Origin of the sequence: Xanthomonas citri pv. mangiferaeindicae, assembly GCA_002240395.1 — a bacterium.
Classification (GTDB): Bacteria; Pseudomonadota; Gammaproteobacteria; order Xanthomonadales; family Xanthomonadaceae; genus Luteimonas; species Luteimonas citri_A.
The window spans coordinates 3,711,875-3,735,938 of record CP016836.1 but is presented as its reverse complement, the minus strand read 5'-3'; the positions used below and the strand labels follow the sequence as shown (position 1 = coordinate 3,735,938).

At 67.2% G+C, this 24,064-nt stretch carries 20 protein-coding genes and 5 pseudogenes; 14 read left to right on the top strand and 11 right to left on the bottom strand.

Annotated features, from left to right (window positions below):
- Nucleotides 1-120 precede the first annotated feature (120 nt).
- From BEN78_16315 to BEN78_16305, 3 genes are all read left to right on the top strand, one after another.
- On the top strand, nt 121-792 hold the full coding sequence (locus tag BEN78_16315) for a hypothetical protein (protein ID ASR44695.1): 672 nt from the start codon (nt 121-123) through the stop codon (nt 790-792).
- A gap of 366 nt (nt 793-1,158) precedes the next feature.
- A complete protein-coding gene (locus tag BEN78_16310; protein ID ASR44694.1) occupies nt 1,159-1,428 on the top strand; it encodes a hypothetical protein in 270 nt (89 codons plus the stop codon).
- Nucleotides 1,429-1,504: 76 nt separating this feature from the next.
- Complete coding sequence (locus BEN78_16305) at nt 1,505-2,206, top strand: hypothetical protein (GenBank protein ASR44693.1); 702 nt, start codon at nt 1,505-1,507, stop codon at nt 2,204-2,206.
- A gap of 55 nt (nt 2,207-2,261) precedes the next feature.
- On the opposite strand, the gene BEN78_16300 is transcribed toward BEN78_16305, so the two are convergent.
- A complete protein-coding gene (locus tag BEN78_16300; GenBank protein ID ASR44692.1) occupies nt 2,262-2,612 on the bottom strand; it encodes a ketosteroid isomerase in 351 nt (116 codons plus the stop codon).
- 256 nt (nt 2,613-2,868) lie between these two features.
- Between BEN78_16300 and BEN78_16295 the strand changes: the two genes are divergently transcribed.
- Together BEN78_16295 and BEN78_16290 are read left to right on the top strand one after the other, a co-directional pair.
- Nucleotides 2,869-3,237, top strand: a complete 369-nt coding sequence (locus BEN78_16295; GenBank protein ID ASR44691.1) for an HNH endonuclease — start codon at nt 2,869-2,871, stop codon at nt 3,235-3,237.
- A gap of 205 nt (nt 3,238-3,442) precedes the next feature.
- A complete protein-coding gene (locus BEN78_16290; protein ID ASR45200.1) occupies nt 3,443-4,633 on the top strand; it encodes a hypothetical protein in 1,191 nt (396 codons plus the stop codon).
- 42 nt (nt 4,634-4,675) lie between these two features.
- Here the strand turns inward: BEN78_16290 and BEN78_16285 are convergent.
- Nucleotides 4,676-5,121 (bottom strand): annotated as a pseudogene (locus tag BEN78_16285) (peptidylprolyl isomerase).
- A gap of 132 nt (nt 5,122-5,253) precedes the next feature.
- Here BEN78_16285 and BEN78_16280 point away from each other — a divergent pair.
- A pseudogene (locus tag BEN78_16280) lies at nt 5,254-5,670 on the top strand (DNA methylase).
- Between the two features lie 120 nt (nt 5,671-5,790).
- On the opposite strand, the gene BEN78_16275 reads toward BEN78_16280, so the two are convergent.
- A complete protein-coding gene (locus BEN78_16275; protein ID ASR44690.1) occupies nt 5,791-6,735 on the bottom strand; it encodes a hypothetical protein in 945 nt (314 codons plus the stop codon).
- A gap of 347 nt (nt 6,736-7,082) precedes the next feature.
- Between BEN78_16275 and BEN78_16270 the strand changes: the two genes are divergently transcribed.
- Nucleotides 7,083-8,000 carry a hypothetical protein gene (locus BEN78_16270; GenBank protein ASR44689.1) on the top strand — a complete coding sequence of 306 codons (918 nt, stop codon included), beginning with the start codon at nt 7,083-7,085 and terminating at the stop codon, nt 7,998-8,000.
- A gap of 86 nt (nt 8,001-8,086) precedes the next feature.
- Here BEN78_16270 and BEN78_16265 read toward each other — a convergent pair.
- The 5 genes and pseudogenes from BEN78_16265 to BEN78_16245 all read right to left on the bottom strand — a co-directional run bounded on the left by BEN78_16265 (nt 8,087) and on the right by BEN78_16245 (nt 12,319).
- Nucleotides 8,087-8,329: pseudogene (locus BEN78_16265) on the bottom strand (hypothetical protein).
- The gene (locus BEN78_16260) at nt 8,326-9,642 is read right to left on the bottom strand and encodes a hypothetical protein (GenBank protein ID ASR44688.1); all 1,317 of its coding nucleotides are present in this window, start codon (nt 9,640-9,642) and stop codon (nt 8,326-8,328) included. Before BEN78_16260 ends, BEN78_16265 begins: the two are co-directional and overlap by 4 nt.
- 20 nt (nt 9,643-9,662) lie before the next feature.
- A complete protein-coding gene (locus BEN78_16255; protein ID ASR44687.1) occupies nt 9,663-10,823 on the bottom strand; it encodes a virion core protein (lumpy skin disease virus) in 1,161 nt (386 codons plus the stop codon).
- A 142-nt stretch (nt 10,824-10,965) separates the two neighbouring features.
- Nucleotides 10,966-11,946 carry a 23S rRNA (adenine(1618)-N(6))-methyltransferase gene (locus BEN78_16250; GenBank protein ASR44686.1) on the bottom strand — a complete coding sequence of 327 codons (981 nt, stop codon included), beginning with the start codon at nt 11,944-11,946 and terminating at the stop codon, nt 10,966-10,968.
- Nucleotides 11,947-12,046: 100 nt separating this feature from the next.
- Nucleotides 12,047-12,319 carry a hypothetical protein gene (locus BEN78_16245; protein ID ASR44685.1) on the bottom strand — a complete coding sequence of 91 codons (273 nt, stop codon included), beginning with the start codon at nt 12,317-12,319 and terminating at the stop codon, nt 12,047-12,049.
- 367 nt (nt 12,320-12,686) lie between these two features.
- Here BEN78_16245 and BEN78_16240 point away from each other — a divergent pair, with 367 nt between their 5' ends.
- On the top strand, nt 12,687-13,139 hold the full coding sequence (locus BEN78_16240) for a hypothetical protein (GenBank protein ASR44684.1): 453 nt from the start codon (nt 12,687-12,689) through the stop codon (nt 13,137-13,139).
- Between the two features lie 68 nt (nt 13,140-13,207).
- On the opposite strand, the gene BEN78_16235 is transcribed toward BEN78_16240, so the two are convergent.
- A complete protein-coding gene (locus tag BEN78_16235) occupies nt 13,208-14,413 on the bottom strand; it encodes a hypothetical protein (protein ID ASR44683.1) in 1,206 nt (401 codons plus the stop codon).
- Nucleotides 14,414-14,940: 527 nt separating this feature from the next.
- On the opposite strand from BEN78_16235, the gene BEN78_16230 reads away from it, so the two are divergent.
- The 3 genes from BEN78_16230 to BEN78_16220 all read left to right on the top strand — a co-directional run bounded on the left by BEN78_16230 (nt 14,941) and on the right by BEN78_16220 (nt 17,439).
- On the top strand, nt 14,941-15,213 hold the full coding sequence (locus BEN78_16230) for a hypothetical protein (protein ID ASR44682.1): 273 nt from the start codon (nt 14,941-14,943) through the stop codon (nt 15,211-15,213).
- 226 nt (nt 15,214-15,439) lie between these two features.
- Nucleotides 15,440-16,315 carry a hypothetical protein gene (locus BEN78_16225; GenBank protein ID ASR44681.1) on the top strand — a complete coding sequence of 292 codons (876 nt, stop codon included), beginning with the start codon at nt 15,440-15,442 and terminating at the stop codon, nt 16,313-16,315.
- A 443-nt stretch (nt 16,316-16,758) separates the two neighbouring features.
- Complete coding sequence (locus BEN78_16220) at nt 16,759-17,439, top strand: methyltransferase (protein ASR44680.1); 681 nt, start codon at nt 16,759-16,761, stop codon at nt 17,437-17,439.
- Nucleotides 17,440-17,513: 74 nt separating this feature from the next.
- Here BEN78_16220 and BEN78_16215 read toward each other — a convergent pair.
- Nucleotides 17,514-18,245: pseudogene (locus tag BEN78_16215) on the bottom strand (endonuclease).
- 359 nt (nt 18,246-18,604) lie between these two features.
- On the opposite strand from BEN78_16215, the pseudogene BEN78_16210 reads away from it, so the two are divergent.
- From BEN78_16210 to BEN78_16200, 3 genes and pseudogenes are all read left to right on the top strand, one after another.
- Nucleotides 18,605-20,781: pseudogene (locus BEN78_16210) on the top strand (diguanylate cyclase).
- Nucleotides 20,782-20,852: 71 nt separating this feature from the next.
- Nucleotides 20,853-21,896, top strand: coding sequence for an LD-carboxypeptidase (locus tag BEN78_16205; protein ASR44679.1), 1,044 nt, complete (start codon nt 20,853-20,855; stop codon nt 21,894-21,896).
- Nucleotides 21,897-22,064: 168 nt separating this feature from the next.
- Nucleotides 22,065-22,844, top strand: coding sequence for a DeoR family transcriptional regulator (locus BEN78_16200; protein ASR44678.1), 780 nt, complete (start codon nt 22,065-22,067; stop codon nt 22,842-22,844).
- A 15-nt stretch (nt 22,845-22,859) separates the two neighbouring features.
- Here the strand turns inward: BEN78_16200 and BEN78_16195 are convergent, their stop codons facing one another.
- Nucleotides 22,860-23,963: an amidohydrolase gene (locus BEN78_16195; protein ID ASR44677.1), complete on the bottom strand. Its 1,104-nt coding sequence runs from the start codon at nt 23,961-23,963 to the stop codon at nt 22,860-22,862.
- Nucleotides 23,964-24,064: the final 101 nt, after the last annotated feature.

The following is a 24,064-nucleotide window of genomic DNA, read 5'->3' as shown; positions in this document are numbered from 1 at the left end:
GGGAGGGCGGCTAATACAACACCCTTCGGGGAAATACGCCCGCCGGCTCGTAGCGGTTTCGAACCTCCCGACTTCCCGTCCTCCGTCTGGCGGACGGGCACTTCATGGAATGAGGAGACGATGATGGCGAAGTTCGAGACTGAAGACCAAGGGACGTTTGCCTATCTGCTGTCCGAGGACGGCGAGCTGCGGCTGCGCAAGCTGCACCAGCACCTTGAATTGCTGGCGCGTCTGTCGGAGCCCCGCATGGGCGAGACGGAAAGCGGGCCCCCGATCGATCCACCGGCGCTGTCGAGTTACTTCGAGATGCTGGCGGAGCAGGTGCAGTTGGTGATGGACGAGGTGTCCGAGCCGAAGGCCCGGCACAGGCAGGGCGTGATGGCGGCTGCGGCGGAGGAAGCCGAGGACGGCGATGAAGCCGGCAGTTCGGATGCGGCGTTCCCCGTCGGCCCGGACGCTCCGGGCGCGTCCGTCGACCACGACTATGCGTTCGGCGTGACGCTCGATCAGCTCGACGAAGTGAACCGGCTGCTCGATCAGTTGACGGCGCAAGGCGACCTGTTGATGGCCAGCGAAGGCGGAGAGCTCGCGCCGGGCACGCTAATTGTCACTGGCACCACCATCTTCAATGACGCCGATGCCGCGCACACGATCATGCGGCAGGTGAGCGCGCAATCTCTCGACAACGAGCCCGCGCCCGGACTTCGGGTTCGGGAAGTGCCGCCGCTGTACAACGTGCATGCGGGTGGGGCCGCCAAGCGGCAGCGCGACCATCGCAGCGATCTGCATTGAGCGAACGCGGCCCGCAGCCGCTTTGTGTGCTGCGGGTCGCATCGGTGTCGGGCGGCACTCGCACCGATTTGGAGTGATCGCTTGCTGTCTCGTCGCATGGTCCAACGGCAAAGGGCAGTGCACCGCTGCGCGTACACAGGCACCGGCACGTTGACGACGCGGATGCCGGCGTGGACTTTGCCCGCCCGCAACCGCCTGATGGACGCAGCATACAAAGGTCTTTCTGCCATCTAGGGGCTGCCCTAGATATGGAAATGAGCGGTCTTTCACCTGCCATTTACGTAGTCCAATCTCGCCTGAAGGCGCATGGAGGCGACTGCAAGAACGCCGCTATATTCCGGACTCCCCCGAAGCAGGAGAACCCGAATGTTGCTCACCCCTCAGCGTCGTAGAACGGCGCAAATGATCGGCGTGGCGCTTGTTGCCTCTGTGGCCCTTGGTGGCTGCGCTACCTACAAGGAAGACTTCGCACGCATCGACTCGCGCCTGGATTCCCTCGACTCGCGCGTGCAGGGTGCGGCCCAGAGTGCGGAATCCGCCAACCAGTCCGCGACGCAGGCCAACCAGCGGTTGGATCAGATGGAGCGTCGCGTCCAACAGCTCGAAACTGCGCCGCGCCGTACGCCGCGCGGTTGATCTGATCGGACCGGGACCCGCTGGCTTGCCGGCCACGGGTCCCGGTGTTTCATCTGTCTTGTCGAGGAGTTGTTCCATGGCCCAGTCCACACACGCTGCGAGGCGGGTCTTTCACGGTGCCCTGTTGCTTGCATTGGCTTCCGCGAGTGTGGGCGTGGCGATGGCCGAAGATGCCGCGGCGCCACCTGTCGCTTCGGTCGACCAGCTTCCGCCGGGGCAAGAGGTGTCCGACACGGTGATCGAGCTCGCGGGCTGGGTCATCGCGGCCAACGACAACCACGGCTATCCGTTCGCGGTGATGGACAAGGCCGCTGCGCAGATTCTGGTGTTCGGTGGCGACGGCAGGCTGCGAGGCGCAGCCCCTGGGCTGTTCGGGTCTGCGGTGGGCGACCATGCCGCGCCCGGCATCGCCGGCCTTGCGTTGCGCGAGATTCCGGGGCGCGATCGCACCACGCCGGCCGGTCGCTTCGTGGGTGGCTATGGTCCGTCGATCGACGCCGGGCGCGTGCTCTGGGTGGATTACGACTCGGCGGTCTCGCTGCACCCGACTGCGAGCGGCACGCCGGCCGAGCGACGCGCCGAACGCCTGGCATCGCCTTCGCCGGACGACAATCGGGTGACCCACGGATGCATCAACGTCGCATCGGACTTCTATGATCAGGTCGTCCGCTCGACGTTCGAGAAGGGCGGCGTGTTCTACATCCTGCCGGACAAGGATTCGATTGCCGAGACCTTTCCGGACTTCGCGGCAAGCCGCGCGGCGAAGGGCGCCGATTGATTTAAGTTGCGGCGCCAGGGACGTGCCCCTGGCACCCGTAGGGAACGCGGGCCGGCTACGCGCGGTCGATGACGAACGCATGCAACTCCGCGAGTTTCCCGTCGCGAAGACGCCACGCGTCGCTGTAATCGGAAGTGGTGCGCTTGCCGTCGGCAGAGATGATGGTGATCGTGCCAATCGCGACCACATGGTCGGCGTCGGCGATTAGCTGGTCCACCACGACCTCCGGTGGAGTGACGTAGGTCTCGTCCATGAAGCGCCGGATCGCCTCCTTGCCTGTGATCGTGCGGTCTCCGACGAAGTGCCAGACCACGTCGTCGGTGCAATGGGCAAGGAAGCCGGCATGGTCGCCGCGCGAGACGGCGGCATTGGCTTCGGTCAACACGGCAGCGGGATCGATGGGCATGGTGCGTCTCCTGTCAGGTTGGCCAGACCTTAACGGCGAGAACGTAAGCCGGCGTGACTTGGACGAGAAGGCCGAGCTTGCCTTTGCGGGCTAAGTCACGCGAGCAGTCGGATCACAGTCTCCAGACAGGAGCGCGCGTCGACCCGTGATGCGGGCCCGGGATGCTCAGGTGTTCGAGGCCTCGAGCGGGCTGCCTTTGCACGCCATTTCTCGGATCTGTGAATCTGGCGCTGTCCCGTGGCGCTAGACTCGGCCGATGACACCCGACCAGACCAGGCTCGACCGCATCGTTGCCGAGGCCCGCCGCAGCGCCGAGCAGCGCAACAACGGATACCGCGAGCGGGCGTTGAAGCTGTACCCGTGGATCTGCGGCCGCTGCGCGCGTGAGTTCACCCGCGCCAACCTGCGCGAGTTGACGGTGCACCACCGCAACCACAATCACGACGACAACCCGCCCGATGGCAGCAATTGGGAGTTGCTGTGCATCTACTGCCACGACAACGAGCACGCCCGTCAACTCGACCACACCGGTGTGAGCGCACGCGACGCCGAGGACGTGCCGGCCGCGGCCACCTCCAACCCCTTTGCGGATCTGAAGGCGCGGCTGGAGAAGGCGCGGTCCTGAGTGATATCGCCCATCTGGATACTCATGCACGGTGCTGGGCAAGTGGGAGGTGTCCACGCTCGCTGTCACACGGCCTCAATCGCGGTAAGTTCAGCGGCGAGCGGGTCGGAAACCTTATAAAGCTCGGGCAGCTCTATAAGGTTTCTTGCTTTTCCTTATAGTAGCATTGGAGCATCATAAGGTTTCGCGTCCGGGAGGAATGGTCATGCGCCGAAGTCAGATCGCCGTTGAGCGGCATCCGTACTTGGTGCCAGTGGCCGGACATCCGAACGTCCATGCAATGGTGGCCCCCCCGACGCCTCGCCGGCTGCCGGAAGGCGCCTCCTATCACGCGGAGTTCGCTCAGGCGCACGCCGCATTGGGGCGATTGCAGGGTGTGATGGCGCACCTCCCGAATGCCGACATGGTGACCCGTACGCTGGCCCGGCGAGAAGCGGTGGTGAGTTCGCAGATCGAGGGAACGAAGGCGAATCTCTCGCAGTTGCTGACCTATGAAGCGACCCAGGGCGCGACGGGCATGCCCGCAGACGTCAAAGTGACCGAGCGTTACGTGAGCGCGCTGCAGCATGGCCTGACGCGCATTCGCCAGGAGGGACGCCGTGCGCTGGATCTTCGTCTCATCCACGAACTGCATGCGGAGCTGATGCAGGATGAGGCAGACGTGTTTCCAGTAGGCGCTTATCGGACAGAGCAGGTCTGGATCGGCTCCAGTCGTCGGATCGAAGACGCGACTTTCGTGCCGGCGCCGCCCGCATGTATCCAGGACTGCATGGAGGAAATGGCCGCCAGCATTTTGCAGTACGCGCCGCGAGATGATGAGCAGGGCGCCTTGTCATTGGTGGCGCAGTTGGCGATCGCCCATGCCCAGTTCGAGACCATCCACCCCTACCATGATGGCAATGGCCGCACCGGTCGGTTGCTGATGCCGTTGCTGCTGGCGGCCGAGCGGTATCCGCCGCTGTACTTGTCCGGCGCGTTGCTGCGTGCCAAGACGGCCTACTACGCGGCTCTGGCTGCCGTGCAGCTGCAGGGCAACTGGCGGCCGTGGATCGAACTGCTGACCGCAAGCGTGGTGGAGGCGTGCGACGAGTCGATCGCCATCGGACAGGATCTGGTCGCTATTGCCGAGCGCTGGGAACAGCAGCTCGGACACTATCGCGTGCATTCGGCAACGCGCCGGCTGCCTCGCTTTCTGCTGGGGCATCCCGTGCTGTCGGTACAGCAAGCCGTCGAAGGCCTCGACGTTTCGCAGCCTGCAGCGAATGCGGCCCTCAACAACCTGCTTGCTGAAGGCATCGTCAGTCTGGTCAACGAGCGGCAGTGGGGGCGCGTGTTTCAGGCGACCGAGATCATGGCGCGGCTGGACCGACCGCCTCAAGGGGCCGGAGCGGGCTGAACTGCTGTCACGCCTTCTCAACAACCGTGACACGCACCTTCATTACCGGTGCGTCCGGACCTCCAACAGTTCCACCTCGAACACCAACGATGCGCCCGGCGGAATGACCTTGCCGGCACCACTGCTGCCGTAGCCGAGCCAGGCGGGAATGTGCAGTTCCCGCGTGCCTCCGGGCCGCATGCCGGCCACGCCCTCGTCCCAGCCGCGGATGACGCGGCCGGCGCCCAGTTCGAATACGAAGGGCTGGCCATGATCGCGCGAACTGTCGAACTTGGCGCCTCGTTTGTCGGGCGCGTGCTCGTCGTAGAGCCAGCCGGTGTAGTGCACCGCCACTTCGTCGCCGGCCGCTGCGGGCGCGCCTTCACCTACCGTCATGTCGATGCGCTGCAACTCGGCAACATCGCCCCGGTGTAGGGCGCTGGACCGCCGCACGCGGCGAGCAGCAGGACAGCGAGCAGGACGACATGGCGATGCGTTCGATAGGACATGGGCAAAAGTACGACGAAGGAGCGGGGCAGCATAGCGCCAAGCGCCGCTCACCGCGCCGGGTTCACAGGGAGCATGGCGAACTGTCATCAAGCGCCGGGGCCTGTCCAGTGCGCACATGGAGATGAGGACGCATGCGTCGCCAGTTGCTGCCGCGTGATCTCGGCTTCGAGATCAAGCCCCATGACGAGTCGACCCTGTTCAAGTGGTTCCTGGCCAGTTTCCTGTTCGGCAACCGCATCTCGCAGACCATCGCGGCCGAGACGTGGCGGGTGATCGTGGAGGTGCACCGTCGCGACACGCCCCGCAAGCTCGGCGCCTGCACCCATGCGCAACTGGTGCGGATGCTGGGCGAAGGCGGCTATCGACGTTACGACGAGTCGACCGCGACCCGCCTGTCGCTGCTGTGCCGCACGCTGATCGACGACTACGACGGCCGCATCCTCGGCATCGCCGAGGCCGCCGGCAGCCGCGAAGACTTCGAGCGCCGCCTGCTTGCGTTCAAGGGCGTGGGCCCAGTGACGCTGGGGATCTTCATGCGGGAGGCGGGGGGGCGGTGTTTGGGGATGGTTAGGGTGACATCTATGCCGGCTTCGATACTCAATGGCGCCGGTTTTCATCACTCTTGTTGACCGCCAATTCTTTAACGACAGAGGCCTGACGATTGGAGGTCACGATGTTGCCGGGTATCGCAGCGCGAGCAACTGTGCGACAAGGTTGCGCTTGTCAGACGGAATCACCTCATCGCCATAGGTGAACCAATCGCAGCCCTTGCCCATTGGAGTGAACACAAACACATCCGAGGACTTTCCAGCCCCGTCCTTCTCGACGAACCAGCCAGGCAACGATACGGCCGGGACGACTTGAATATCTTTCCCGAGGCTCTCGCGTAGGACGCCAGCAAGGAAGGCAGCCTGCCTTCGTGCTTGATCAATCGGCTTACGGGTTATGAAGTCACTGAATCGAAGTGTGTTGCCATCGAAGCTGACGCGCGCTTTGGTTTGCGTAGAATCTTTTTGTGGCTTGCGGAAGGACTTGGTCTCTACCGCAAAGATGCCACGTGGTGCGATCACGACGTGATCGATATTGAAGTCTCCGCATGGTAGGTCGTGCATCACGGTGCATCCTTGGGCGACTAGACGGTTGAGCTGCATCCCAGTCACGCGCTCTGCCAGCAAGCCGTCGCGTGCCTGTTCCTTTCGCTTGACATGAAGCTGGTAGTGCCAGAAGCCGTAGAAGAAAAAGATCGCCCAGCCGGCAAGAAAGATGAGCTCGATGGTGCCGAACTTGACTTCCGCCCAGTCGATTCGCGTTGTCGCCCAGATGAGAAAGAGCATCGGCAAGGAGATCGTCATTACGGTGAAGCCGAAGTCCATTTCTTGGTCGGCCTTGTCGATGCGCTGAATGAGCTGCTGGCCCGGCAGATGCCCGATCTGCCGTCCATGCAACGGCGAGCGACGTTCCCTTTGCTTTCGCAGAAGCTTGAACGAGAGCACGATGAAAAGCGTGATCAGGCAAGAGCTTATGAACACGGCATGGCCAATGAACATCTGCCATTTCACGCTTCGGTTCCCCGCTTGCCTACAGGTGAATTGCTGCCTGCCATCCGTATCCATTTCATCCGCTCAAACTCCTCCCTGTTCGATATGAAGAGTACTGCATGGTGGCGATGTCGACGACCAGGCCAAACAAAGTTGGAGTAGGCCTGCGCGTGCCGCACTGCCTCTGTCTTGGGGCATGCGTGTGCGCGCTCATGCTACACATAGGTGCGAGTGGCTTTTTAGGTGGGCGTGATGTCCACGACATCAATTATTGGGCGCGCTGCCTTCGTGACTGGCATGCGAAGATGTGCGGTCAAGTCGCGGGGGGGATACGAATGCTTGGTTGGCTGTTCGGCAAGAGAAAGGCGCGTGCGTCCGTAGCAGCGGACGTCCACGAGGCGAAACCGAGAATGTCGGTTCACATGATCTGGCGCGATGATGCATCGCTGCCAGTGCCGGACTGGGCCGTCATGCAGTCGGAGGCGCCGGTCAGCACCGACGACGCGGGCCTGTTCGCCTATTACGACGCTGCGGCGATGGCGTGGCTCGACGCGCTCGCCGATGCGCTGCCTTCAGACTATCGGACATCTGGCACCGAGAACTTTCTGCTGTTGTCGGCGCAGCCGCCGCGTGAATCGGCGCTGGTGTTGCGCACCTGCGAGCAAGCATTGCAGGCCATCAAGGGACGCCTTGGGGCGCTCGCCAGCGATGAAGGCTATGGCCGTTACATCGTGTTGGTGTTTGCCAGTCTGGAGGAGTATGAGACGTATGTGTCGCAGTATCAGGGCGACACCGATGAGGCGCCGGTGTCCAGCGGCGTCTTCATCGATGCGGGTTATGGACACTTCGCGAGCTGGCATGACGGCTTGGATGAGTTGGAAGCGGTCGTTGTGCACGAGCTCACACATGCGCTATTGGCGCACCTGCCCATGCCGCACTGGCTGCATGAGGGGTTCGCAGTGAACGTGGAGCGGACGCTGTTGCCGCGGCTCGCCGACCCGCGCTTGGCCTTGTATCGGCCAGATGAAATGGCCGCACGGCATGCCGCTTGGTGGAACGCGACCACGATCCAGACCTTCTGGTCGGGGGCGGCCTTCCACATCGCGAACGACGCGGTGGATCTGGCTTACGACCTTGCGCGCTCGATCACCGCGCTGGCTGCTCGCGACGATGAGGCTGCGTTCCGCGCGTTCGTCACCACGGCCACTGGCGACGATGGAGGGGCGCGAGCGGCGGGCGATGCCCTCGGTTACCCCCTCGAACACCTGGTCGAGGCTGTACTGGGCGAGGGAGACTGGACGCCGCGTCCGGAAGTATGGACAGCTGTCGACGCGCGCTGATCCGCACGTCGTCTCAGGGCCGCCTACTGGGGCGGTTCGCGCTTGCGGTCTGGCGGTTCGCGATCACCATCGCCTGCCGCACTCACCACCCGCCGAACCCGCGTCCGGTAGTCGCGCAGGTTGTCGCCGCGGATGCGGGTCGCCTGCGTGCCTTTCACCGTGCCGACCTTGGTGTCGGTGCCTGTGACAGGGGCGGCCTCGACGGTGGTCTCGCGCTCGAACGCGTGTGATTTGTCGGTGTTGCGATAGAACCGGTACAGACCCCAGTACAGGGCGGTCGCGCCCAGGGGGCCGGCGGCCAGCAGCCAGAGTCCGTTTTCGTCGCTCATACGGTGCTCACCAGAAATGCGATGACGGCCGATTCGATGATCGTGCCGGTGACCAGCGCGGCCAGCAGCAGCTTCCACTGCTGCACCGGCACGCTGCCCATGGTTTCGCCGGTGCGGCCGTTGACGGCGATGTAGTGCAGCAGGCCGCCGTTCCTGCCGGGCTGGTGGTAGGAGTACAGCCAGACGGGCAGGTACATCGAGACCCAGCGTGTCCCATGGACCTCGAGCTGTTCTTGCTCCCAGCGCACGCCGCGGTCGTAGCGGCGCGCCGAGCCTTCGACCTGGGCGCGGGCGATCGACAGCAACTGGTCTTCCAGCCGCGGGCGCAGGTGCTCGACGTTGCGGTTTCGCTTCTCGGAAGTGAAGCCGCTCAGGTAGGAGGCGTTCCAGCGCACAGCATTCTTGGTGTCGAACGGCAGGATGGTGTTGATGATGTTGTTGGTGTTGGCCTGGATATCCAGGTTGCCGCGCTCGGCCGAGGACTCCAGCGGCAGGTCGTCGACGGTGAAGTCCACTTGTCGTTCGACGCGGTAGACGTCGGCGTCGTAGTAGGTCTTCTTGTTGTTGTCGGTGCCGCGGGTATAGCGACGCGTCTCGATCTCGCCTTCGCCGGCCACTGCGGCGCTGGCCCGGGCATCGACGATCATGTAGGGCAGGTACACGCCGACGACGTTCTCGGGCGTGAACTGGTCCTTGAATGCCTTGAGCGCAAGCAGCCGACGCTTGTCGACGAACTGGCGGATGCGTGCGACCGCATCGTCCTTCTTGATGTGGAACGGCAGCACGGCATCGGGCACGGCGCCGTTGGGCACCTGCTCGTTGATGCCGAAGACATGGCGGCACCAGTGGCACCGCGCGGTCATCGCGTTCTCGGTGTTGACGGTGACCTCGGCGCCGCAGCCGCTGCACTTGAAGCTCATCAGCGCCGCGGCGTCGGCAGCGATGTCGCGAGCGCCGGTGGCGACGACGGTGCCGGTCAGCGAGTCCAGCCCCGCGCCGAAGCCGAAGACCTCCTCCACGCGCTCGCCATGCCATTCGTTGCGGCAGTACTGGCAGATGAGCAGGTCGGTGCCGGGCTTGTGGCGGATGTCGGTCGAGCCGCACTTGGGGCAACGGTTGAGGCCGTCGCGCAGTTCGGCCGAGGCGGTGTCGATGGCGACGGGGTCGGGCGCCTCGAGCTCGTCACGGATCGCGCCCGGCAATGTGGCCGGGTCGATCGGATACGTCCCGGGCAGCGGCGGGACATCGCGCGGGGAGCCAGGGCCGTCGACCGGCCGGGCCGGTAACGGCGGGGGCAGCTTGGGATCGGACATGGGCGCGGTTGCCGGTGGCCTTACAGACCCAGTGCCTTGGCCTTGAGCGCGTCGTAGTCGGCCTGGGTGATCAGGCCGAGGTCGAGCATTTCCTTGGCCTTGGTGAGCTTGGCGACCGGGTCGTCGGCAGCGGGGGCCGCGGCCGCGGGCGGCGTGGCGGGCTGCTGCAGGCTGCCGAGCCCGCCGGCCATCCCGGAGGCCATGCCCAGCCCGACCAGGCCCGCGGCGCCGCCGTTCTCGCCCGCCGACTGCATGCCCTGGGCGACGCTGGCCTGCAGGTTGGAATTGCCGCGAGCGCCGGCCAGCGCGTCGGCGCGCTGCACGGTCTTGAGCAGTTCGCGGGTGTTGGCGTCGTACTCGATCGAGACAATGGCCGTCTTGACGATCGCAAGCCCGCGGTCGGACTTCCATTGGTAGCCCTGTTCGACGGCGGCCGACAGGCTCTGGGCAAAGCCCAGCGAATCCTGCTGGAGCTTGGTGATGCGATTGCCCTTGGCCGGATCGTTGGTGTACAGGCTGAAGGCCGGGGCGAGCGAGCCGACGACCTCGTTGAACAACTGGCTGGCCGCGGCGTTGTCGATGTCGGTGAAGTCGAACACCTGGCCCGGCTGCAGGTAGCTGGCGGGCACGAAGTTCTTCACGAACAGGATCGGGTCGACGATCTTGAGCGTGTACGAGCCGCGGGTGATCGCGCCGACCTGGGTGCCGAGGAAGCCGTCGTCCCAGTAGATCTCCGACTGGGTGCCGAAGCGGTTGTCCGGCAGTTCCTTGAGCGAGACGAAGAACGCCGCCTGCTGGGCGCCGGGCTGGCCGCCGAACTTGAAGCGCTCCCAGCTCTGGCGGATCAGCGGGCTGACGATGCCGTCGCCAGCGAAGATCGACTGCGAGTTGACGTCGTCGGCGCGCCATTCGTAGCCGCCGGGTTCGGCGACGAAGCCGGTGATCGCGCCGTCCTGCATCAGCAGCAGGCCATAGCCTTCGGGCACGACGATCTTCGAGCCGTTGGTGATGATGTGGCTCGAGCCGCGGGTGTTGGACCCACGTCCGGCGTTGGTGCCCTGGGGCACGGCGGCGAACAGGGCGGCGGTCGGGGGCAGGCCCGCCGGCACCGTGAGGAAGTCCTTCCACTGGTCCGCGAACACGCCGCCGACCGCGCCTTTCACTGCCTGCACAAGACCCATGGACACTCCTGCGTTCGATCGGCGGACACTGCGCCCGCCGTGTCGCCGGACTATACCCGCGCGCGGGGCTGTGGCGCGTCGGGGGCATCCCCAGGTCAGCGTGTCCACAGGTTGGGGTGGCGGGGTGTTCCCGCCGACGGCCTCAGGACTGGCCTGCGCGCCACTGCGCGCGGGCGGCAGCGTCGTGGAACGTCCAGGCCACGAACCGGCTCTGCTTGCTGCCCTGGGCCATGGCGACTTCGCGCACCTCGACGGCTTCGGCTTGGCGCAGTTGCCGGCGCAGGCCCGACAGGTGCTCGGCGCGGGCGACGAGGCTGGTGAACCACAGCACCTGCCGGCCGATGGCGGTACTTTCGCGGACCATCTTGCGCAGGAACTCGGCTTCGCCGCCCGGGCACCACAGTTCGTGATCGTGGCCGCCGAAATTGGGCGCCGGCGCCGGTGTGCGCTTGGCGGGCGGCGCCTTGCCGAGCTGGCGGCGCTTGCGCTGGTGCGCGCCGGCGGCCTCGGCTGCGGAGGCATGGAACGGCGGATTGCACAGCGTGAGGTCGAAGCGCTCGTCCGTGCGCACCACGGTCTGGAAGATGCGGTTGCGCGCCGGCTGGTGGCGCAGTGCGATGGCCTTGTCGAGGCGATTGGCGTGGACGATCGCGGTGGCGACCTGCAGCGAGGTGGCGTCGACGTCGCTGCCGACGAAGCGCCAGCCGTACTCGGCATGGCCGAGCAGCGGGTAGATGCAACTGGCGCCGACGCCGACATCGAGCGCGCGCACCGAGGCGCCGCGCGGGATCGTGCCATCGCCGGAGGCGGCAAGCAGGTCGGCCAGGCCATGCAGGTAGTCGGCGCGGCCGGGGATCGGTGGACACAGTGCGCCGTCGGGCAGGTCCCAATGCGCGATGCCGTAGTCGCTGCGCAGGATCGCGCGGTTGAGCGCACGCACCGCGGTGGGGTCGTCGAAGGCGATGCTGGTGTCGCCGCGCGGGGTGGTCAGCAGGTGGGCGGCCAGGTCCGGACTGGAGGCGACCAGCCGGGGAAAGTCGTAGCGGCCCTGATGGCGGTTGCGCGGGTGCAAAGCGGGGGCGCTGCGCGCAGCGGTGCGGGCGGCGCCGGGAGAAGCGGGCATGCGGACACTCGGTGGGACGGACGGCGGGCGTCAGTATGGCGGCTCGGGGCGCTGCAAAAGAAAACCCCGCCGGAGCGGGGTACTGTCGGGCGGCGCGGGTCTACGGCAGCTCGCACTGCATCTTGGCATCGACGTAGTAGGGCTTGGGCACGTCGGGGTTCTCACTGGTGCGCTCGAACACCACTTCGAACGAGTCGGCGTTCGGCGTCCCCTTGCGCTCGGTGCAGGCGGCCTGGAGCTTGTCCTTGACGGCGGCGATGCCGGCGTCGCGATTCGCGCCCTCGGCGCTGTTGGTCAGGTTGACGACCTCGGCGGACGCCTGGGCGCTAACGGCCAACAGGCCGGCGAACAGGATGGCGGGCAGGTGCCTCATGGGATCTCCTCGTCATGGTGGCGGTGATGGGGGACTGCGCGGCAGCGGTGCGAAGCCGTTGGCGCCGCGGGCCGTCAGCGTAGGGCGGTGAGGTTAAGGCGGCGTGCGCGTGACCGGTGAAGCCCAGATGCGTGCTCCAGTGCAGCGGGACGGCCGAGCGCTACGGTGGCGCATCGTCAGGTCGCGGCGCCATGTGCGGCACGGTCGCCGACTGGCGGTGACGGAGAAGGTGCCACAATCGAGGCGTCGACCACCTCTCACGGAGAATCCGGCCATGCGCCTCGTATCCCTTGCGCCGCTGCTGTTTGCGATCGCCGTACCGTCGGCGGCCCACGCCCAGTCGCAGCCTGCCCCAGGAGATGCCCCCATGTCCCACGCCTCTCAACCGAGTTCGACGGCCGCGATCGAAGGCACGTGGCGGTTGGTGTCCTACGAGGTGGAGGTCAAGGCGACCGGGGAGCTGTTCCCACCGATGGGCGAGAAGCCCTCGGGCTATACGATCTTCGCGCCCGAGGGGCGGGTGTGGTTCATGCTCACCGCGCAGGGTCGCGAGCCGGGCGAGAGCGAGCGCGAGAAGGCGCGCCTGCTCGAAACGGTGATCGCCTACACCGGCCGCTACCGGATCGAAGGCGATGCCTGGATCACCGCGGTGGACGTGGCCTGGAACCCGGCCTGGGTCGGTACCGAGCAGCGGCGGCAATTCAAGCTCGAGGGGGACCGGCTGCAGGTGCTCACGCCGTGGCGGGTGATGCCCAACTGGGCCGACAAGGGCGAGACGCGCAGCATCATTACCTTCGAGCGCGCGCACGAAACGCGCTGAGCAAGGGGTCGGCGATAGCGCGCCGCGGCACGCCGGCGTACCGGCGTGCCGCCTTGCACGCGCGTGCGTCAGTTCGTGACCAGGGTGACGCCGTAGGTGCTGAGCATCGGGGTCAGCCGCTGGTACCAGCTGCGGCGCTGGTTCTGCGCGATGCCGCAGTTGGTGCCATCGCTGCCAAGTGCCCCGCCGGAGGTGACGCCCTGGGCATGGCCTGCCGAGGATATCCACGAGCCGCCCGAATCGCCCTGGCCGGCACAGGCGTTGGACTCGCGCAACCCGTTCACGGTGCCCTGGGCGTAGTTCACGCTGACATTGGTGCGGGTGATCGTGCCGCAGCGCCAGCCGGTGCGATAGCCAGAGCGGCACACCGCCGAGCCGACCGAGGCTTCCGCGCTGCCGACGACTGGCGTCGTGCTGCTGCCGCTGTACTGCCACACGCGGCCGAACAGCGTGTCCTGCTGGCGTACCGTGGCCCATGCGGCGTCGGAGCCGGGGAACGTGCTGGACTGGAAGCTGCCGACCGTCGTGCCGCCGATGCGGACGGTCGTGCCCGCGCTGCCGCAATGGCCGGCGGTCACGAAGCCCTTGGTGCTGCCGCGGGTCACCGGGAAGCCGATCGAACAACCGTTGTACTGGATGCCGCCGTAGATGTTGATCAGCGTGGACGGGATCTGCTCGGACACTTCGAAGTGCAGGGCCCCTGTGTCGACATCGCTGCGCGCCAGGAAGTCCATCACCGCTTCGCTGCGGCCGGCGCCGGGCGACAAGGTGACGACGACCCGGTTGTTGGGCAGGTCGACGCCCCAGGATTGCACGCCGTCGAGCCGGCGCATGATGCGCGAGGTGGCTGACTGATCGAGCGCGTGCACGGCCTGCTCGAGCTCATACAGGCTGTAGCGCACCTGGCGCACGTCGGCGCCTTCGACCGCCGGCAGCCGCTGGCGGCCCTGGACTGCGGTGCCCACCACCAGGCGCGGATGCCCGTCGGCGTCGTGTTCGATCCAGGTGCCGGCGTAGCTGTCGCCATACAGTTGGCGCGCCGTGGCTTCGGCCGCAGGTACTTGGCGCTCGACATCCACGGTCACGCGGTACTGGTCCTGGGTCATGCCCAGGTCGCGTTCCAGCGCGGCGACCATGCCGGGGTCCAGGCTCGGCAGGCCGGGTTGCGCGGCCAGGGCACTGCCGCCCGCGGCGGCAGCCGAGAGCAGGGCGAGGGCGAGGGTGCGGCGGACGGCTGCGTGCAGGGTGTGCATGGGTGCTTCCTCCTTGTGCATTCGAAGTGGGCCGTCCCAGCGGTCCGCCTCGGGTCCGACGTCGAAGGCAACGCAGTGCGGTCGTCGACCGCCTCGTCCATCCGTCGACGCCGCAGGACATGATCGTGGTGCGGCATGCGCCTGGTACAACCGCACGGTGGATGTCGATGACCCGGTGGCGACAAAAACGATGGACGTGGACCACTGCGATTGCCGTCCGGCATCCTGATCCGGAACGAGCTTGCTGACACGACGCGCCGCGATCGCAAGGCCTCTGCCGCGTGTTCCCGGCGCATTTCGACCCTAGGGCGGCCGAGTGATTGCGGTCAAGCGCGAATGCGCTGACTGAATGCCAACCAGCGCTCCTTTTCCGACATTGAGGCGATGCCGATGCCCGGGGTGGCGGGAAACTGTGCACTCGGTCCGCAATGAGCTGTCGAGGCCGTCGCGATGCCACGCACGTTGTCATGCGCGCGACACCCGCATTCAATCTCCTGGTCTTGCAGCGCGTGCATGATGCGGGCTCCCCCAAGCGAATGGAGACCAGGATGAAGACGCGGACAATCACCGGGGTTCTGCTGCTGGCGGCCCTGTCGAGCACGGCGGCGTTCGCCGCACGCCATCATTACGACGTCGTCGGCGAAGGCTATGGCCGGACCCAGCAGGAGGCGCTCGAGTACGCCGAGCGTGCGGCTTACGAGCAGTGCTACAACAACTGGGGCCAGGCCGGCCAGGAGCTCACCGTGCTGGCCGAGTGGGTCGATCCGGCCACCGGCTACATCCACATGCGCGTGTCGCTGGGCTGCACCGTCGACGACTGATCGCGGCGCTGCCTCATCGATGCGGGAATCGCCGGCTCGCAGGGGCCGGCGATTCCGTCGCGATGCGGTCGCGAGCGGCGCGCTGTCTTTGAAGAGATGGCGCGCGTCGTCTCCGATGACGCGCATGGCGCATGGCCGAAGGCATATGCGCGGATGCGGCCGACCGCTGCCGGCAGGGGGGCGTTCCTTTACCCTGTGCGCCCTTTCCGGTCCGCAAGTGGTCCACATGAAGCTGCAACTGTCCCTCGAGTGGTTCCTCAATCCCGACCACCTGCCGTTGATCGCCGGCATCGAACTCGGCTGGTATCGCGATGCCGGGCTCGACCTCGCACTGCAGGTGCCGGACGACCATTACGATGGCTTGGCCGCGGTGGCGGCCGGCGAGATCGCGTTCGCCTGCAACGAGCCGCTGCACATGATCGACGCCGACCGACCCGGTCTGCGCGCATTGGGCTGCTTCTTCGAGACCGATGGCGGCATCGTGCTGCAGCGCGCCGCAGGAACGCGGCTGCTCGAAGGCGGTGAGGTGCGCTTGGCCTCGCCGGTTGCCGGCGGTGTGACCGATGCGATCGCAGTGGAGATCCTGGCGCGCTGGTGCACGGCCCGGGGCGCGGCATTCGATCCTGCGCAGGTGCGGATCGAGAGTGCCGGGTTCGAGCATCTGGCCAATCTGCGCGCGGGCTTCGATGGGGCCTGGCTGTGCTTTGCCAACTTCGAGGGCGTCGAGGCACGGCAGGCCGGGCTGGACACCGACTTCATCACCACCGATGACGTGGGGCTTGCGAACTTCTCGGCCCTGGAACTGTTCACCTCGCAGGGCTTTCTTGCCGAACACCCCGAGGTGGTCGCGACCGTGACCCGGCTGATCGGGCAGGGCGCGCGGCTGTGCCGCGAGGATCCCGGCCAGGCAGCCGCGCTGTGGTACGCCTACAGCGGCACCACGCCGACCCCGCTGATGGACGCGATCATTGCCGACACCTGCCCACGACTGATCGATCCGGTGGTCCGCGACGCGACGCGCTGGCACGCCATGTGGGCGCAGTTCGACCGCCTGGGCCTGAGCCAGGTCGATCGTGACGGCTACGCCGCGCTGTACGCCTGACGCCGCCGCGCGCCGATGAAACCTCCCCGCGCGCGGGGGAGGTCGCTGCTCTTCGGGGATGACGAAGACCGCGTTGCCAAACCTCCCCCGCGCGCGCGGGAGGTCGCTGCTCTTTGGGGATGACGAAGACTGCGTTGCCAAACCTCCCCCGCGTGCGGGGGAGGTCGGCACGCTTCGCGTGCCGGGTGGGGGAGGGCCTCGGCTCTTGGTCGCGGAGCCTCACGCCCGCACACGTGAGCATCGGCCGCTGACTGCATCGAGCGCCCGCCACGCCTCAGCGGGTCCAGGTGCGTCGCCAAGTGGGTCACAGGGGGCGGCCACGGTGACGCTGCACCTCTCTCAATGTATCTTTTGATGATACAAATAAGCACCCTCCCACGCCCGCTCCCACACCGGATGCCCATGGCGCCCGATCGCAAGCTCCACCGCCCGGTACAGCACGCATGACACGCCTCGACGCCTCCCCATTCGACGATCCCACGGCCGTTGCGTCTTACGCCGCGACGACGCCGACCAAGGTCCCGGGCCTGGCCGACCTGCATCGCATGACCACACTGCTGTTGGCCGAGGGCGCGCCGGCGAAGGCGCAGGTGCTGGTCGTCGGCGCCGGCGGTGGGCTGGAACTGGCGGCGATGGCCGAGGCGCAACCAGGCTGGCACTTCACCGGCGTCGATCCCTCGCGTCCGATGCTGGATCTCGCGCGGCGGGCCGTCGTGCCGTTCGCCGATCGCGTGACGCTGCTGCCAGGCACGGTCGAGCAGGCGCCCGCAGGACCGTTCGATGCCGCGACCTGTCTGTTGACCTTGCATTTTCTCGACCGGGCGTCGCGCTTGCGGACGCTGCGTCAGATCCATGGCCGCTTGCGGCGTGGCGCGCGACTGGTGGTGGCCCACCATGCGCCGCCGGCCGATGACGCGGCGCGTTGGCTGGCGCGGTCGGCCGCGTTTGCCGACCGTGCAGGCAGGGCGCCTGAGGCCGCGATCGCGACAGGGCGCACGATGGCGGCGCGTCTGCCGTGGCTGGCGCCTGAGGATGAAGAGGCGTTGCTGCGCGAAGCCGGCTTCGACGCTGTCGCGCTGTTCTACGCGGCGTTCTCGTTTCGCGGCTGGGTCGCCACCGCCTGAGCTCAGCGGGCGCGTCGGGGGGCGCGTTTGGCGACGCGACGGGGTCGTGGCTCGGCTGCCGCCGGCGGGTCGCCGTACAGCCGCTGGCAGGTGTCGCACCAGAAGGCGCGCCGTTGTGCGGCACCCAGGTGCTTGCGGTACTGCAGTGGTGTGCCATCGCGCGGGCAGCTGCGCTTGGTGTGCACCTGGTAGTGCTTGCGCAGTTCGAAGGCCTGCTTCCAGCGGTAGAAGTCGAAGCTGTAGGTGCGCGCCTGGGTCACCAGCTCCGACAGCTTGCGCGCCGGCAGGGCGCCGATCCGGCTTTCGGGGTGCACGCGGATCCGGTGCAGGACTTCGTTCTTGATGATGTTGCCGACCCCGGCGAACACGTCCTGGTCGAGCAGCACGTCGGCCGCCAGCGCCTGCGGCCTTGCGCGCAACTTGCGGCGCGCCGCGGCTGCGTCCCAGGCATCGCTCATGACGTCGGCGCTCCAGTCGTACACGGCGTCGAGGTCGTCTTCGATGAAGCGCACCGAGCAGGCATAGAAGTTCAGGCATTGGCCCTTGTTGAAGCCCAGGCCCAGCCTGACCGGTGCGTCCTTGCTCTCGTCGATGCGATAGCTGCCGAACAACAGGAAATGGATGCGCACGCTGAAGCCCTGGAATTGCAGCAGCAGGTGCTTGCCCCAGCTGCGCACGGCGATCAGTGTGCGGTTGCGCAGTCGCTGGATGTCCTGCGTGCTGTTGCCTGTCACATGCAGCACCTTGCGACCGGCGAATTGCGCGGCCGCTTCGCGAAGGATGACGATCGATGGACCCTCGGGCATGCGGCGAGTATCGCGTTGCGCCGTGAGTGCCGGGTCAGGCGGCGGGGCGGGGGCGTGCAAAACTCGCTGCCCCCACCCGGCGCAGTGCGCGCCGACCTCTCCCGCGATGCGGGGGAGGTGTGCAAGCCCTCGGGCATGCGGCGAATATCACCTTGCGCCGTGAGTGCCGAGTCAGACGGCCGGGTGAGGGCGTGCAAAATTCGCTGCCCCCACCCGGCGCGCGGTACGCGCCGACCTCCCCCGCGATGCGGGGGAGGTGTGCAAAGGCCGGCGTTCCGGAGCCGGCCGGCGGCGTCGCAATCACCGTACGTCGGCCCGGAACACGCTAATCTGGCCGCCAATCGACAAGGTGCACGCCGATGGGGCCCGTTCCGTTTCCGATTCCGTCCGACGAAGCGCTGCGGGCCAGTACGCTGGCGGAGTACCACGTGCTCGAGTCGCCCCCCGAGCTGGAGTTCGACCGGCTGGTGCAACTGGCCTCGCGACTGTTCTCGGTGCCGATTGCACTGATCTCGCTGGTGGCCAGCGACCGTCAGGTGTTCAAGGCGCGCGTCGGCCTGGACGTGTGCGAGACCGCTCGCGATGTGTCGTTCTGCGCGCATGCGATCCTCAGCGATGAGGTGATGGTCGTCCCCGATGCACTGGAGGACCCGCGCTTTGCCGCGAACCCCTTGGTGCTCGGGCCGCCGTTCATCCGTTTCTATGCCGGCAAGCCCCTGGTCACGCCCGGGGGCAGCGCTTGGGGACGGTGTGCCTGATCGATACGCAGCCGCGTGCGACGTTCAGTCAGTCGGAACGGGACAACCTGTCGGACCTCGCCGAGCTGGTGATGGATCGCATGGAACTGTTGCGGTTGGCGCATGTGCGGACGGTCGGCCAGGCGCGGTTCGAGAACATCGCAGTCACTTCGCCCGATGCCATCATCTGCACGACCGACGTCGGCGCGATCACGTTCTGGAACCATGCCGCCGAGCGGCTGTTCGGCTACACGGCCGAGGAGGTGACCGGCCGCTGCGGCAGTCTGGTCGTGCCCGACAGCTGGCGCGCTGCGTACTTCGAGGATCTTGCCCGGCTGCGCGAGGGCGCGGCGATGTCGGCCGCTGGTCAGACGATCGTGCGTTCGGGCCTGCGCCGGGACGGCAGCGAGTTTCCGGCCGAGATCTCGCTGTCGTCTTGGCGGGAAGGGCGCGCGACGAGCGTGGGCGCGATCGTGCGCGACATCACCGAGCGGCGCCGCAACGAGGACCGGCTCTATCGGCTGGCCTCGCTCGATGCGTTGACCGAGTTGCCCAATCGAGCCGCCTGGCGCGCCTGCATCCAGGACACGCTCGAGCAGGGCACGCCGGTGTCGGTGCTGCTGCTGGACCTGGACGGCTTCAAGGAGGTCAACGACACCCTGGGCCATTCGGCCGGCGACCAGGTGCTCAAGATCGTCGCGGCGCGCTTGAAGGCCGAATGCCCGGATGCGCGGATGATCGCGCGGTTGGGCGGCGACGAATTCGTGCTGCTGCTGACCGGCGATGACCGCCGTGGCGCGGGCGCCGTTGCCGGCGCGCTGGTGCGCGCGTTGTCGCGCCCCTACGACCTGCCGGGGCATGCGTTCGAGATCGGCGCCAGCGTCGGGATCGCGCTGTATCCCGCGCATGGTGCCCGCGCCGAGGATCTGCTGGGCGCGGCGGACCTGGCGTTGTATCGCGCCAAGGCAGCAGGCAAGGGGCGCTATGTGGTATTCGAGCGGGCCTTTCGCGAGGTCGCGGTGGCGCGCCGCGAATTCGAGCGCGAGTTGCGGCGTGCGTTCGAGCAGGACCAGTTCGTGCTGCTCTATCAACCGCAGATCGACCTGCGCGACGGGCGGATCCGCGGCGCCGAGGCGCTGCTGCGCTGGCAGCATCCCACGCGCGGCCTGCTGTCGCCGGTCTCGTTCATCGACGTGCTGGCGCAGAAGCCGATCGCGCCCGCGGTCGGCGAGTGGATCATGCGCACCGCCTGCGCCCAGGCGCGCGGTTGGCGCGAGCGGGTGCCGGGGTTCCGGATCGGCGTGAATCTGTTCGAGGCGCAGGTGCGATCGGCGCAGTTGCGCAACGTCGTCGAGCGCGTGCTGGGCGAGACCGGCTTGCCGCCCGAGGGGCTGGAGCTGGAACTGCTGGAGAACACGATGATTCGCCACGACGGCGCCTTGCTGCAGGTACTGCAGGCGCTGCGTGCGATGGGGGTGGGCCTGGCGTTCGACGACTACGGCACCGGCTTCGCCTCGCTGAGCCTGCTCAAGCGGTTCCCGGTGAGCCGGCTGAAGATCGACCGCTCGTTCATCCGCGACGTCATCAGCGATCCCGAGGACGCGGCCATTGTCCGCGCGGTGATTTATCTCGGCCGCAGTTTCGGGCTGGAGGTCATCGCCGAGGGCGTGGAGACGAAGGCGCAACTCGATTTTCTCGCCGCCAACCAGTGCACGCAGGCCCAAGGCTATCTGTTCGGGCGGCCGATGACCGCGCAGGCGTTCACTTCGGAGCTGGCGCGCGCGGCGGTCCTGCCCTGAGCGATCGGCGGGGATTGGTGTCGAGCGTCGCGGTTGCTAGTCTGCGGCGACCCCCGAGCGACAGGCGCGACATGCACCGGCGACAGTTCCTCTCCCATGCCGCACTGGCGGCGCTGGCGTCCACGCTGCCGCTGGGCGCGCTCGCCCAGGCGCAGGCCGCCTCGCCCGGCGCGCTGCTTGCCCCGGCCCTGCGGCCCGGCGACACCGTCGGGCTGATCAGTCCGTCGTCGCCGGTCGATGAGCCGTTTGATCTCGAACTGGCGCAGGAGGTGATGCGCGCGCTGGGCTTCCAGGTCAAGACCGGCGCGCATTTCGCTGGCCGACGCGGCCATCTGGCCGGCACCGATGCCGAGCGGGCAGGGGACCTCAACGCGATGTTCGCCGACCCCCAGGTGCGGGCGGTCATCTGTGTGCGGGGCGGTTCGGGCGCCGCGCGGCTGTTGCCGCTGCTCGACTACGACACGATCGCGCGCAACCCCAAGGTGCTGCTCGGCTATTCGGACATCACCGCGCTGCACAGCGCAATCCATGCCCGCACCGGACTGGTGACGTTCCACGGCCCCAACGGCACGGGCAGTTGGAACCGCTTCAATGCCGACCAGTTCCGCCGGCTGTTCTTCGCGCGCGAGGCGATGGTCTACCGCAATGCAGTGGACGACGCCGACGAACTGGTGCCGCGCCGCAATCGCACCACGACCATCACGGGTGGGCGGGCCCAGGGCGTGCTGGTGGGCGGCAATCTGACCGTGCTCAGCGCGCTCGCCGGCTCGCCGTATCTGCCCGACTTCGACGGCAAGATCCTGTTCCTGGAGGACGTGGACGAGGCGCCGTACCGGATCGACCGCATGCTCAGCACGCTCAAGCTGATGGGCGCGCTCGACCGGATCGCGGGCCTGATCTTCGGCCAGTGCACCGACTGCGACCCGGGGCCGGGCTACGGCTCGCTGACACTGGCGCAGATCCTCGAGGACCATGTCCGGCCGCTGGGCATCCCGGCCTATCGCGGGGCGATGATCGGGCATGTGCGCGAGCAGTTCATCGTGCCGGTGGGCGGCCGGGTCGAGTTGGATGCCGACGAAGGCGTGTTCCGCCTGCTGGGCCCGGTGTTGGCCTGAGCAAGGCGCCGGCGCCGCGCGCCGGCACGGACGTCCTGGGGATTCGGCCCTGCGGATCGGCAGCGCAGGCGTCTGCGGTCATCGTCGCGTCGGCCCGATGTTTCGTTGTTCGCTCAATGGCGAAATTTAACGAAAAGGGGCATACTCCGCCGCATTGTGAGAACGTCCATGACAGGAAGCCGGGATACCAGCCAGCGCAGGTTGCGAATCAGCGAACTGGTGCGTCAGCACGGCAGTGTGCAGGTCGCCTCGCTCGCCGAGTTGTTCGGGGTCAGCGTGCAGACGGTCCGCAAGGATCTGCGCTACCTCGCCGAACGCGGGGTCATGGCGCGGGCCTACGGTGGCGCGATCGACAGCAGCGTGGTCGGCGGCCCGGCGGCCGAGCCGGCCTACGAAGTCAAGCGCAGCGAACGCCTGGACGCCAAGCGCCGCATCGGTCGGCTGGCCGCCACGCTGATCAAGGCCGGCGACACGATCGCGATCGACTCGGGCACCACTGCCATCCAGTTGGCCGAAGCGCTGCCCAACATCCAGGTGACCGTGGTCACCAACGACTTTGGCGTGCTGACGGCGTTGACGCCCAAGAACAACGTCGACATCGTCATGCTCGGCGGCGAACTGCGTCGCAAGAACATGGCCTTCTACGGCGGCATGACGGTCGATGCGATCGACGCCCTGCACGTGGATGTGGTGTTTCTCGGGGTCGACGGGTTCGACCTGGAGCGCGGGATCACGACCCACTACGAGCCCGAGGCGATGCTCAATCGCAAGATGATCGAGGCCGCGCGCAAAGTGGTGGCGATCACCGACAGTTCGAAGTTCGGGCGCATCTGCCTGCACCGGATCATGCCGGTCGCGGACCTGCATACGCTGATCACCGATTCGGGCGCGCCCGAGGACGTGCGCGAGGCCAGCCGGCAACTCGGCTTCGAGCTGCTGCTGGCCTGACCCGCGCCCCGCGGCTCAGCGCCGGTGCGGGGCGAACACGCGCATCGCGTTGGCGTAGTACACCTTGTCGATCACCTCGCGCGGCAGCGCCAGCCCGCGCACGTCGGCGCGGATGGTCTCGATGCGCTGGGACTGCGCGGTCGCCAGGAACATCCAGTCTGAGCGCCAGGTCGCGTGCGCGGCCTGCCGGAACGCGTCGGGGTCGGTGCCCGGCTCCTGGGTGAGATCGGTGCCGTAGAGCAGGCGGTCCTGGTAGGCGATGAAGAACGCGCGCACCTTGTCGTGGTCGCGCACGGCCTGATATTGCACCTGGGCCATGCGTGCGGCGAGATCGACCGTGGCTTTGGGATAGCGGTCGAGGAAGGCGGCGAGGCGGTCGACATCCCATTCCAGGCTGGCCATGTGCGCGCCGACGAAGCGCAACTGCGGATGCGCGTCCAGGAAGCGGTCGCGGACCGCCATGTGGGTCTCGTAGCCGGGCTGATCGGGATGCAGATACATGTGGTACTCGGGATGGTTGCCGAAGTACTCGCGATCGTTGTCGGTGGTCATCTGCTCGAGCGGCAGCCAGCAGTTGTGCGGCTCGCCCTGGTGGCCGATCAGCGGAATGTCGAGCGCGCGGATGCGTTCGGCGATCGGCGACAGCGCGGGATGGTCGAGCATGATCGGCCGGCCCTGCGCGTCGGTTTCGACCATGCCGACGTTCTTCCAGATCTTGACCGCGAGCGCGCCGCGCGCGACCTCGGCCGCCAACGCATCGCCGACCGACTCCGACCAACCGGGGGTGTCGAAGCCGGTCATGCGGAAGGTTGCCGCCCAGTGGAACCGCGCGGGATCGGCGGCCGCCTGCTTGAGCGCAATCGCGTGCTGGGTCTCCACCGGCGGGAAGGCGGGATAGTCGACATTGATCGACAGCAGCTCGAAGCCGTCGGCGCGCGCCTGCTCGAGGAACGCCGTCGAGTCGGCATTGGCATGCACATGGGCATCGAACTTGCGGACGGCGGCGAAGTCGTCCATCGCATAGACGGGCGCGGTGGAGGCGGTGTCGGGACGGGGCGCGGCGCAGGCGCCGAGGACGCAGGCGGCGACGAGCGCCGCAAGCCGGGACGGGAAGGGCATGCCGATCTCCAGTTCGATAGCGAAACTTTTTTATCACATAACGAAACAAATGTGTTGCGGTCTTCGGCTGCTTTGACGCAGACTCGGCGACACCGAACGAA